Source organism: Erwinia persicina NBRC 102418 (assembly GCF_001571305.1).
Lineage (GTDB): Bacteria > Pseudomonadota > Gammaproteobacteria > Enterobacterales > Enterobacteriaceae > Erwinia > Erwinia persicina.
Genome location: NZ_BCTN01000001.1, coordinates 180,174 through 192,329, shown reverse-complemented (window position 1 = coordinate 192,329; position 12,156 = coordinate 180,174). Strand labels below are relative to the sequence as shown.

The window sequence follows — 12,156 nt, the reverse complement described above, 5'->3', positions numbered from 1 at the left end:
GCGTCCGGTGCAGCTATATACTGACACGCGTGCGTCTTCCGCCTTATTCGTTAACGGCATAAGCTCCGGGTACCTTTATCCGGGAGCTTAAGCCATGACTTCATCTCTTCCCCGTTCTACCTCCGGCCCGCTGTGGGCGCTGGCCTTCAGTATGCTGATCTCCTCAATGGGCAGCAGTATTGCCAATGTCGGCCTGCCGACGCTGGCAACGGCGTTTAACGCCTCTTTTTCGCAGATGCAGTGGGTGGTGCTGGCGTATCTGCTGGCCGTCACTGCCTCAGTGCTGGCGATGGGCTGGCTGGGCGACCGGTTCGGACGACAGCGGCTGCTCGGCTATGGCGTGCTGCTGTTCAGTGTGGCATCGCTGGGCTGCGGCCTGGCCACCCACATCGGCTGGCTGATTGCGGCGCGGGTTGTGCAGGGCCTGGGCGGCGCGATGATGATGGCGAATACCCTGGCGCTGGCGATCCAGGTATTGCCTGCCGACCGGACCGGGCGCGCCATGGGGCTGCTGGGCACCGTCTCCGCCATCGGCACGGCGCTGGGCCCCGCGCTGGGCGGCCTGCTGATTGCCGCTGCGGGCTGGCAGGCGCTGTTTCTGATTAACCTGCCGCTCGGGCTGCTGGCCTGGGGGCTGATCCAGCATTTTCTGCCGTCTGCTGTCGTCAGCGTAACGGCAGCCCCTCGCGGTTCGCTGCGGGCGTTACTGCGTCACGGGGAGCTGACGCACGGGCTGCTGATGAGCATGGCGGTGACGATGGTGATGATGACCACTTTCATCGTCGGGCCGTTTTATCTGAGTCACGGGCTGCACCTCACCCCGCGCCATACCGGGCTGGTGATGGCCGTGGGCCCGCTGGTTGCGGCACTGAGCGGTCTGCCCGCCGGGCGGCTGGTGGACGGCCTGGGCGCTCGCTTTACAACCTCAGCCGGATTAGCGGCCGTGGCGGCGGGGTGCCTGCTGCTGACCGTTCTGCCGCCCGCCGCCGCAACGGCGGGTTATATGGCCGGGCTGATGCTGCTGACGGCGGGCTATGCGCTGTTTCAGGCCGCGAATAATACCGCTTTGCTGAAAGGGGCCGATCCGGCGCGGCGCGGTCTGGTCTCGGGGCTGATGAATCTGGCACGTAATCTGGGCTTTATTGCCGGTGCCGCACTGATGGCGGCCGTCTATGCCGCCGGGGTGCGCTACGGGCATTATGCGGCGGATCTGGCATCGTCTCATGGCATGCGGGTGACGTTTGGCCTGGCGGCAGGGATGGTGATGATGGCATTTCTCCTTTCGCGCAGGGCCGGGCGCTGACCGCCGGGGCTCTGTTTTTACCCCTGGATGCGGCGCAAACCCGTCCTCATCACCCCGACGGCATAAAATTTCGTATCCTGCCGCAATTCACGCGCCGCCGCGCATCGGCCTGAGCGATAACGCAGCATTGCCTGCGCCTCCTCCGCTACAGTGAAATGAATCGATTAAGGAGACGCTATGCTCGCAAAACGTTTACAGGATGCCACTCTGCTGCGCCAGCAGGCCTATTTTAACGGGCAGTGGCAGGAGGCTTTTAACGGTGAAACCCTGCCGGTGATTAACCCCTCTACCGGCGAGGTGCTGTGCACCATTCCCTCGCTCGGTGCGGCAGAAACAGAACAGGCGATTGCCTTTGCCGATGCTGCCCGCCAAAGCTGGGCGAAAACACCGAATGCGCAGCGCGCACTGCTGCTGGAAAAATGGCATCAGCTGATCCAGGACAACGCGGAGGATCTGGCGATTATCATGACCGCCGAGCAGGGCAAACCGCTGGCGGAAGCCCGTGGGGAGGTGCTGTACGGTGCAGGATTCGTCAAATGGTTTGCGGAAGAAGCCCGGCGCATCTACGGCGATACCATTCCGGCCCCCAGCGACGACCGCCGCATCCTGGTGCTGAAACAGCCGGTGGGCGTGGCGGCGGCGATTACCCCGTGGAACTTCCCGATTGCGATGATCACCCGCAAAGTCGCCCCGGCGCTGGCGGCGGGCTGTCCGATCATTGTTAAACCCTCAGAGCTGACGCCGCTGTCGGCGCTGGCGCTGGTGGAGCTGGCCCGGCGGGCGGGCATCCCGGCGGGCGTATTGCAGGTGGTGACCGGGTTGCCGAAGGCCATCGGGGAAACCCTGACCGCCAGCCGCACGGTGCGCAAAATCTCCTTTACCGGCTCAACGCGTATTGGCCAGCTGCTGATGCAGCAGAGCGCCGACAGCATTAAGCGCCTCAGCCTGGAGCTGGGCGGGAATGCGCCGCTGATTGTCTTTGATGATGCCGACCTGGAGATTGCCATCAGCGGAGTGATGATGAGTAAGTTCCGCAACGCCGGGCAGACCTGCGTCTGCGCCAACCGCATCCTGGTGCAGCGCAACATCTACCCGCGCTTTGCCGAACGCCTGCTGGCGGAAGTGGCAAAGCTGAAGGTTGGCGACGGCTTTACGGAGGGCAGCACCATCGGGCCGCTGATCAACCAGGCGGCGGTGACTAAGGTGAATAGTCATATAGAAGACGCGCTCAGTCACGGCGCGGAGCTGCTGGCGGGCGGTATCAGCAGCGGCAACGGCACCTTTGTTGCGCCAACGGTACTGGGCGGCGTCACCCGCGCGATGCGCATTGCCCACGAAGAGACATTCGGGCCGGTGGCACCGCTGTTTATCTTCGATACCGAAGAGGAAGCCATCGCCATGGCCAATGACACCCCGTTTGGCCTGGGGGCGTATTTCTTCACCGAAAATATCCGTCGTGCGTGGCGGGTGGGCGAGGCGCTGGAGTTTGGCATGGTTGGCTTTAATACCGGGTCGGTTTCGCTGGAAGTGGCGCCTTTCGGTGGGATTAAATTATCCGGCGTCGGGCGGGAAGGTTCGCGCTACGGCATCGAAGAGTATCTGGAATCAAAAGCCTTCCATTTCGGCAGTCTTTAACCTGTCCGTTTTCGTTCCGGCCGCAGGCGCACTGCCTGCATTTATTCACCCGGTCACTGAGTTGAGTTATCTGCGTGTCCGGGGATCCTTTCCCTTACCGCCATGCGAATTATTTTGAGTAAGAATGACCGTTAATCGTTAAAAAAGGCCCGCGACCTGAAAAGGTGCGGGCCTTTTTTTATCCGTAATACCGACACTTAACGCAAAGTGAATACCGTCACCGCGCTTATTTGGTGCAAGTTTAGTACCGGATTCACCGCTGTGGTGCGTTTATTTTGTGATGAAAATCATCTATTTACTCAGTCGGTTTATCTGTCATAAAACACTCGCCATTACGGCAGAATATTTTTTTGCACCCGCTTTTACGCATTATTATTTTTTTGCACGGGTGGCATACTTTCTGCATTGCTTAATACAAATGAAATAACTCAGACCAAAAAGTTCTGGTCAACATTAAGGGTCCGTACATGCTCAGTTTCGATCCCGATAAAATAGTGTTACCGGCAGGACATTTCATTAATGGTCAGCATCTGACCGGCAATGGAACGGTATTAACCGTTAACCGTCCGTCCGACGGCCAGCGTGCCGCCGACCTGTTTGAAGCGGATGCCGCGCTGGTGGATGACGCCGTGACCCGTGCCGATCTGGCGGTGCGCGACAGCGGCTGGGCATCGTGCCCGCCCCGCCAGCGTGGCGCGGTACTGCATCGCTGGGCCGACCTGATTGCCGCCGACCCCTTACTGGCGCAGCTGGAGTCACTCGGCTCAACCCGACCGATTTACGACGTGGTCAACCACGAGATCCCCTTTACCGCTGAAGCCATCCGCTTCTATGCCGAGTGCGCTGACAAATACAGTGGCGATGTATTACCGACCCGCGATGCCAGCCTGGGAATGCTGGTGCCGGAGCCATATGGCGTGATCGGGGCTATCACGCCGTGGAATTTCCCGCTGTCGATGGCGTCGTGGAAATGTGGCCCGGCGCTGGCAGCCGGTAATGCCGTGGTGCTGAAACCTTCGGAGCTGACGCCGTTTTCTACCGTGCGGATGGCCGAGCTGGCAATTCAGGCCGGCCTGCCCGCCGGGGTACTGAATATTATCCAGGGGAGCGGGGCGGTCACCGGCAGTGCGCTGGTGGCACATCCGCTGGTGCGCAAAGTCTCTTTCACCGGGTCCACCGCCACCGGGGCACGCATTATGAGCGACGCCGCCTTCAACGGCATGAAGCCGGTGACGCTGGAACTGGGCGGTAAAAGCCCGCAGCTGGTGTTTGATGACTGCGGTGATATTGATGACGTCGCCGGGCGGATCCTGCGCGGCTTCACCGCCAACGGCGGCCAGGCCTGCGTCGCCGGCACCCGTCTGATTGTTCAGCGTGGCATTCACGACGCGCTGATGAGCAAACTGATTGAACTGTGCCAGGGGTTCCGTGCTGGCGTGACCTGGGACGAAGCCAGCCGCTATGCGCCGATGATTGACCGCCGGCAGGCGGAAAAAGTGGCCTCGGTGGTCTCCAGCGCCCGTCAGCAGGGGGCAGAAGTGCTGGTCGGCGGCGAGCGCTTTGCGGATACCGGGGAGGGCTACTTCTGGCAGCCGACACTGCTGGCGGTGAGCGGCCATGACAATCCGGCAGTGCAGGAAGAGATCTTCGGCCCGGTGCTCACCGTACAGATTTTTGACGATGAGGCTGAAGGGCTGGCGCTGGCTTCCCACCCGACCTACGGCCTGTGCGCCGGGGTGCATACCAAAAATATCGACCGCGCCCTGCGCGCGATGCGCGGCATTGCGGCCGGGACGGTGTGGATCAACCGTTACGGGCGCTCCGGCGACTTTATTATCCCCACCGGGGGCTTCCACGGCTCCGGCATCGGCAAAGATCTGGGTCGTCAGGCTTTCGAGGCCTGCCAGCGCTACAAAAGCGTGCTGATCGACTTCTGAACCCCGTTTCATCCTTAAACCGAACTCTGTAGAGGTAGCGCAATGGCTGTGTTTAAACCGAAATACATCACCTTCGACTGTTACGGCACGCTGATCAACTTCGACATGGCCGGTGCTGCTGCCGCCATCTTCGCTGACCGCGTCAGTCCGGCGCAGATGCTGGCGTTCACCAATGACTTTTCAAGCTATCGCCTGGACGAAGTGCTGGGGGCATTCAAGCTTTATCCGCAGGTGGTGGCCAGTGCGCTGTACCGCACCTGTAACAAATGGGGCGTGGAGTGTACGGAGGCCGACTGCGCGGCGGTGATGACCGCCTGCGCCACCTGGGGCCCGCACCCTGATGTGCCTGCCGGCCTGGCGGTGGTGGCCAGAGAATTTCCCCTGGTGCTGCTGACTAACTCGACCGATGAGCTGATCAAAAACCATGTTCCGCGCCTGGGCGCACCGATCCATATGACCATTACGGCGGAAGAGGTAGGGGCCTACAAGCCGCAGATGAAGGGCTTCGAGTACATGCTCAACAAGCTGAACTGCGGCCCGGAGGAGATCCTGCACGTCTCCAGCAGCCTGCGATACGACCTGATGACCGCCTATGACCTGGGCATCAAAAACAAGGTCTACGTTAACCGCGGTCACGGTCCGGGCAACCCGGCCTATGAGTATACCGAGATCAGCGGTATCGGTGGTCTTCCGGGCGTTGTCGGGCTGTAAGCCGCAGAGGAGCAGGGCATGAAACTGGAATCATTCTGGCAGGCAACGGCCCCGGTATTCACCGGGGCAACCCCCGGAGACCTGCCAGCCACCGCAGATGTGGTGGTGATTGGCGGCGGCTTTACCGGCATCTCTGCCGCACTCAGTCTTGCCCGCAGCGGCGTCAACGTGGTGGTGCTGGAAGCGGGTGAGGTCATGAGCCAGGCCTCCGGGCGCAACGGCGGTCACTGTAATACCGGGGTGGCACAGAACTTCGCCGCGATGGTGGAGTCCCAGGGCGTCGAACAGGCTACCCGCTACTACCGGGCCTTTGCCGATGCGGTGGACTACGTGCAGGGCGTGGTCGCCAGCGAGCAGATCGACTGTGATTTCCGCCGCTGCGGCAAGCTGAAACTGGCCAGCAAGGCGTCACATCTGCCGTCGCTGGTGGCGGCATGCGAGATGATGAAACGCCACGTTGACCCGGACGTGGAAATCCTCAGCGCGGATGAAGTGAAACGTGAGATTGACTCGCCGCAGTTCCACGGTGCGCTGTTACAGCATCACGGCGGTCAGATGCACATGGGTAAGTTTGGCGTCGGCCTGGCGGAAGCCGCAGCCCGTGCCGGTGCGGCCATCTATCCGCACCGGGCAGTCACCGGTCTGACGCGGCTTAACGGCTACCGCCACCGGGTCAGCACCGCGAAGGGCGATATCGTCGCCGAAAAAGTGCTGATGGCCACCGGCTGCTCGAATAGCGGCCCGTTTGAGTGGTTCCAGCGGCGCATTATCCCGGTGGGCAGCTTTGTGGTGGTGACGGAACCCCTGGAAGCCGGTCTGCTCAACCGTTTACTGCCGGGTGACCGCACCTATGTCACCTCGCTGAACCTGGGCAACTATCTGCGCACCACTGCCGACCGTCGTCTGGTGTTTGGCGGCCGCGCCCGCTTTGCCATCAGCAACCCGACGTCGGATGCGAAAAGTGGCGAAGTACTGAAGGCGGGGATGCAGGCCATGTTCCCGGCGCTGGGTAACGTTGCCATCGATTACTGCTGGGGGGGACTGGTGGATATGACCGCTGACCGACTGCCCCATGCCGGTGAACAGGACGGGGTGTTTTACTCGCTGGGCTACAGCGGGCACGGCACCCAGATGTCCGTGTGGATGGGCCGGGTGATGGCCGATCTGATAGCAGAAAAAAGTAACGACAACCCGTGGCAGCGCAACAGCTGGCCAGCGGTTCCCGGCTACTTCGGTAAGCCCTGGTTCCTGCCGGTAGCGGGGCTTTACTACAAAGCCAAAGATAAATTTTCCTGATCCCCGCCATTCTTCGGGCCACCGACACGCTGGCTTTCACCACGGGCTGGCAACGGCTCGCGGGGATCCGCTACGTTGCCGTTCTGCGGCGGCCCCAATGATTCAGGGGATCGCTGATTTCAACATCGAGGGTATGCAAATGAGTAAATTTCGCAAAGAATTTAGCCGTGTTAACCCGAATTTGACCCAGGCGATAACGGATGTTGCCATTTCCCGACGCGGCATGATGAAGCTGCTGTCCGCCGGCGCGGTAATGAGCACCGGCCTGATTGGTTTCCCGGAGTTCAGCTTCGCTGCGGAAACGCCGGTCAAGGGGGGCAAACTGCGTGCTGCGGTCGCCAACGCCTCGGCCAGTGATACCCTCGACCCGGCGAAAGGCAGCAACAGCGGCGACTACTGCCGTCAGTTTATGTTCTACAGCGGCCTGATGGAGCTGGATAAAGACCTGAAGGCGCAGCCCGCGCTGGCAGAATCGATGACCAGCAGCGACGGTCTGGTCTGGCAGGTGAAGCTGCGTCCCGGCGTCACCTTCCACGACGGTAAAGCACTGACTGCCGCCGACGTGGTCTACTCCCTCAGCCGCCACAAAGACCCGGCGGTGGCCTCAACGGTCATCACCCTCGCCAGCCAGATGAAAGAGATCAAGGCGGTGAGCCCGGGGGAAGTGCAGATCACGTTAGATCAGCCTAACGTCGACCTGCCGTCGATTCTGGCCACCAGCTCTTTCCTGATCGTGCAGGACGGCACCAAAGACTTCAGTAAAGCGATTGGCACCGGGCCGTTTGTGCTGACCTCATTCCAGCCGGGCGTACGCACCGTCGGCAGCAAAAACAAAAATTACTACAAACCGGGCCTGCCTCACCTTGATGAAGTGGAGCTGATGGGGGTGACGGATCCTGCGGCACGCGTCAACGCCCTGATGTCCGGCGACCTGCATATGGTGTCCACGCTCTCCGCCAATGACGTTAAACGCCTGCGGCAGAACGGCAAATTTACCATCATGGAGAGCAAATCAGGCATGTACAGCGACCTGATTATCCGTACTGACCGTGCGCCGGGTAACCACCCGGACTTCGTGCTGGCAATGAAATATCTGCAGCCGCGCGAGATGATCGTCAAGACCGTGCTGCAGGGCTTCGGGGATATCGGTAACGACACGCCGGTGCCGCCGTGGCATCCGATGTTTAACAAGGATCTGCCGCAGCGTCCGCTGGATCTCGATAAGGCGAAGTTTCACCTGAAGAAGGCCAATATGGTCGGCGCGAAAATAGAAGTGATCACCACGCCGAACATCGAAGGGGCCGTTGAGGGCGGCCAGCTGCTACAGCAGATTGCCCGCTCTGCCGGTCTTAACGTGGCGGTACGCCGCGTGCCGTATGACGGTTACTGGTCGGCCCACTGGATGAAAGATCCCATCGGTTACGGTTCGGTCAACCCGCGTCCGACGCTGGATATGCTGTTCTCCCAGTTCTATTACTCCACCGCATCCTGGAACGAATCGGGCTGGAAAAATGCCCAGTTTGACCAGCTGGTCACCGCCGCCCGGGGTGAAAGCGACCAGGCAAAACGCAAGCAGATGTATGGCGACATGCAGAAGCTGGTGTACGACAACTGCGGCACGCTGATCCCGGCCTTTATCAGTACGATGGATGGCTGCAGTAACAAAGTGAAAGGGGTAGAAGCGATGCCATCAGGCATGATGATGGGCTATCGCTTCCACGAGTATGCCTGGCTGACGTCGTAAATTTTTAAACTTTCACCAGGAGAATGGCGATGAACAGGTACCTTTTGACACTGATATTCCGGCGCATCGGGTCGGGCATACTGACGCTGCTGATTGTCTCGGCGCTGGTGTTCTTTATCACCAGTATGCTGCCGGGGGACGCCGCACAGATGATCCTCGGCCAGTCCGCGACGCCGGAAACGGTCGCGGCACTGCGCCAGCAGCTCGGCCTCGATCAGCCGCTGGTGATGCGTTACTTCAGCTGGCTGGCCGGCATGTTTCAGGGCGACTTTGGCACCTCGTTCGCCAGTAATCTTCCGGTGACTCAGCTGGTGGCACAGCGTATACCGGCCACCTTCCAGCTCGCCGTCACTACCACCCTGGTGTCGGTGCCGCTGGCGCTGTTTATTGGCATTACCGCGGCCATGAAGCGCGGATCCTTGCTCGATCGTGCGCTGGTGGTCAGCACCATGGCCGTGGTGGCGGTACCGGAGTTTCTCGTTGCCACCGTGGCAGTGATTATCTTCGCGGTCAAACTGCAGTGGGTGCCGGCGATGTCGCTGGGCTCCACCCATCAGGACTTCCTCGGCTTTCTGCGCACCTTTGCCCTGCCGGTGATGACGCTGTGCTGCGTGGTGGTGGCGCAGATGGCAAGGATGACCCGGGCAGCCATCGTCAATCAGATGGACAGCCCGTATCTGGAAATGACCCTGTTAAAAGGCGTCTCGCCGCTGCGTGCCATGCTGCGCCACGCGTTGCCGAATGCCGTGGGGCCGATTGCCAATGCCATCTCACTCAGCCTCTCGTACCTGTTTGGCGGCGTGATCATTATCGAAAGTATCTTCAGTTACCCGGGGCTGGCCAGCCAGATGGTGGATGCGGTCAGCAACCGCGACCTGCCGGTGGTGCAGCTGTGCGTCATGTTCTTCGCCGTCTGCTATCTGGTGCTGCTGCTGGCCGCTGACATTCTGACTATCGCATTCAATCCTAAGTGGAGGGGCTGATGAATCTGTTGACGCTGCCGTGGCGCTTCTTTCAATCGCTCACCATCAGCGGCCGTATCGGCCTGCTGATCACCCTGTTCTGGATCTTTATGGCGGTGTTTGGCACTGCCCTCGCGCCGCACAACCTGGAGGATATCGGCGGCGGTCCGCTGTTTGGTGACTTCAGCCGCGAATTCTGGTTCGGCACCGACTACCTCGGGCGCGATATTTTCAGCCGTATCCTGTTCGGCGCACGCTACTCCATCGGTCTGGCGCTCACTGCAGCCGTGCTGGCCAGCCTGGTCGGTACGCTGCTGGCGCTGCTGGCGGCCGTCGCCGGGCGCTGGCTGGAAGAGGTGCTGGGGCGCATCAACGACGCCATGCTGGTGCTGCCGGGCAAAATCCTTGCGCTGATGATCGTCGCGGTGTTTGGCTCGTCGCTGCCGATGCTGATTATTACCGCCGTGTTTACCTACTGGCCGGGGGCGTACCGCATTGCCTATGCCATGGCCTCCAGCCTGCGTTCGATGGATTATGTCCAGGCCTCCCGCCTGCGCGGAGAGAGCCGTCTGTACGTGGCGATCCACGATATTCTGCCGAATATGCTGCACCCGATGCTGACCGACTTCGGTCTGCGCTTTGTCTATATCGTGCTGCTGCTCAGTGGTCTGAGCTTCCTCGGGCTGGGCGTGCAGCCGCCTTATGCCGACTGGGGCACCCTGGTGCGCGAAAACTTACAGGGATTATTTGATGGCTCCCCGGCGGTGCTGATGCCGGCGCTGGCGATTGCCAGTCTGACCATCGGGGCCAACCTGTTTATTGACAGCCTGCAGTCGATGCGTTCCTTAACCGTGGTTGCTAAGGGGGTTGCATGAATATTACGCCACATGCGTCTACGCCGGTGGTCTCCGTCGATGGCCTGCGGGTCACTGCGCAGGCCGATGACGGGCGCGAAATTGCGCTGGTCTCCGACATTCACTTCACCGTGCAGAAGGGGGAAGTGCTGGCCCTGATTGGCGAGTCCGGTTCCGGCAAAACCACCATTGCCCTGGCGCTGATGGGCTATGCCCGCCACGGCTGTCAGATTGCCGGGGGCACCGTCCACCTTGCCGGAACGGACGTCACCTCGCTGACGCCGTCACAGCTGTGTCAGTTCCGCGGCAATAAAGTGGCCTATATCGCCCAGAGTGCCGCGGCCTCTTTCAACCCGGCGATGAAGATCATGGACCAGGTGGTGGAGCCGGTGGTGATCCACGGCGTGATGAACCGCGCCGATGCGGAAACCAAGGCCATTGAGCTGTTCCGCGAGCTGGCGCTGCCCAACCCGGAAACCATCGGTGACCGCTATCCGCACCAGGTGTCCGGCGGCCAGCTCCAGCGTCTGATGACCGCCATGGCGCTGATCAGCGACCCGGAGGTGGTGATCCTCGATGAACCGACCACTGCCCTGGATGTCACCACCCAGGTCGAAGTGCTGAAAGCCTTTCGCCGCGTGGTACGCCAGCGCGGCACCACCGCCATCTACGTCAGCCATGACCTGGCGGTAGTGGCGCAGATGGCGGATAAAATCCTCGTGCTGCTGAAGGGGGCCATTGCGGAATACGGCACCACCGAACAGCTGCTGCGCGCACCGAAAGCGGAGTACAGCCATCTGCTGCTGGAAGCGGCCAGGCAGAAACCGCGACCGAGTCCGTGGCAGGCTCCGGATGACAGCGTGCAGCCGCTGCTGCAGGTGCGCGACCTGTCGGCCGGTTACGGCCCGCTGGACAGTGACGGCCAGCCGAAAATTAAGATCCTGCAGGAGATTAACTTCAGCCTGTATCGCGGCCAGGCCATTGGTATTATCGGGGAGTCCGGCTCGGGTAAAACCACGCTGGCCCACGCCATCGCCGGGATGAACAAACCGTGCAGCGGCCATCTTCTGTTTAACGGTCACTACATTGCCGGGGATATGCATCAACGCCCGGAAAACGAACTGCGCCGCATCCAGTATGTGTTCCAGATGGCGGATACCGCCCTGAACCCGGCGCACAGTATTGAAACCATTCTTAAGCGTCCGCTGAAGCTGTTTCACGGTCTGCGCGGTCAGCCACTGGAGCGGCGCATGCTGCAACTGCTCGATCTGGTGCGCCTGCCGCGCAGCGTGCTGTGGCGTAAGCCCTGGTCGCTGTCCGGGGGGCAGAAGCAGCGCGTCAATCTGGCCCGTGCGCTGGCGGCCGAGCCGGACCTGATCCTGTGTGATGAGGTGACTTCGGCGCTGGATACCGTGGTGGCGGCGGCCGTGCTGGATCTGATCACCGAACTGCGCCGCGAGCTGGGCCTGTCGGTGCTGTTTATCAGCCATGACCTGCATGCGGTGCGTTCGGTGTGTGACGAGATTATTGTGGTGAAAAATGGCCGGATGGTCACCCAGGTCGCGCGCGCCGACTACGACAAGCCTTCCACCGAGCTGTACTATGAGCGGCTGAAACGCGCCGTGCCGGAGCTGCGTCAGGGCTGGCTGGATGAACACGAAGAGAGCGATATCGCCTTGTAAGACGGGGCGACCGGCAGTGCCGCAGTCGCTGA

At 61.1% G+C, this 12,156-nt stretch carries 9 protein-coding genes; all 9 read left to right on the top strand.

Going from position 1 to position 12,156, the window contains the following annotated elements; translation table 11 throughout:
* Positions 1–94 precede the first annotated feature (94 nt).
* The 9 genes from EPE01S_RS00905 to EPE01S_RS00865 all read left to right on the top strand — a co-directional run bounded on the left by EPE01S_RS00905 (position 95) and on the right by EPE01S_RS00865 (position 12,124).
* On the top strand, positions 95–1,303 hold the full coding sequence (locus EPE01S_RS00905; protein ID WP_062742691.1) for an MFS transporter: 1,209 nt from the start codon (positions 95–97) through the stop codon (positions 1,301–1,303).
* 177 nt (positions 1,304–1,480) lie between these two features.
* A complete protein-coding gene (locus EPE01S_RS00900) occupies positions 1,481–2,938 on the top strand; it encodes an NAD-dependent succinate-semialdehyde dehydrogenase (RefSeq protein WP_062742690.1) in 1,458 nt (485 codons plus the stop codon).
* Between the two features lie 467 nt (positions 2,939–3,405).
* Positions 3,406–4,875, top strand: coding sequence for an aldehyde dehydrogenase family protein (locus EPE01S_RS00895; RefSeq protein ID WP_062742689.1), 1,470 nt, complete (start codon positions 3,406–3,408; stop codon positions 4,873–4,875).
* A 42-nt stretch (positions 4,876–4,917) separates the two neighbouring features.
* The gene (locus EPE01S_RS00890; protein ID WP_062742688.1) at positions 4,918–5,586 is read left to right on the top strand and encodes a haloacid dehalogenase type II; all 669 of its coding nucleotides are present in this window, start codon (positions 4,918–4,920) and stop codon (positions 5,584–5,586) included.
* Between the two features lie 18 nt (positions 5,587–5,604).
* Positions 5,605–6,882, top strand: a complete 1,278-nt coding sequence (locus tag EPE01S_RS00885) for an NAD(P)/FAD-dependent oxidoreductase (RefSeq protein ID WP_062742687.1) — start codon at positions 5,605–5,607, stop codon at positions 6,880–6,882.
* 139 nt (positions 6,883–7,021) lie between these two features.
* Positions 7,022–8,626 (top strand): ABC transporter substrate-binding protein, encoded by a 1,605-nt coding sequence (locus tag EPE01S_RS00880; protein ID WP_062743081.1) that lies wholly within the window; start codon positions 7,022–7,024, stop codon positions 8,624–8,626.
* Between the two features lie 29 nt (positions 8,627–8,655).
* Positions 8,656–9,609: an ABC transporter permease gene (locus EPE01S_RS00875; RefSeq protein ID WP_062742686.1), complete on the top strand. Its 954-nt coding sequence runs from the start codon at positions 8,656–8,658 to the stop codon at positions 9,607–9,609.
* On the top strand, positions 9,609–10,463 hold the full coding sequence (locus EPE01S_RS00870; protein WP_062742685.1) for an ABC transporter permease: 855 nt from the start codon (positions 9,609–9,611) through the stop codon (positions 10,461–10,463). Before EPE01S_RS00875 ends, EPE01S_RS00870 begins: the two co-directional genes overlap by 1 nt.
* A complete protein-coding gene (locus tag EPE01S_RS00865; protein WP_062742684.1) occupies positions 10,460–12,124 on the top strand; it encodes an ABC transporter ATP-binding protein in 1,665 nt (554 codons plus the stop codon). Before EPE01S_RS00870 ends, EPE01S_RS00865 begins: the two co-directional genes overlap by 4 nt.
* Positions 12,125–12,156 lie beyond the last annotated feature (32 nt).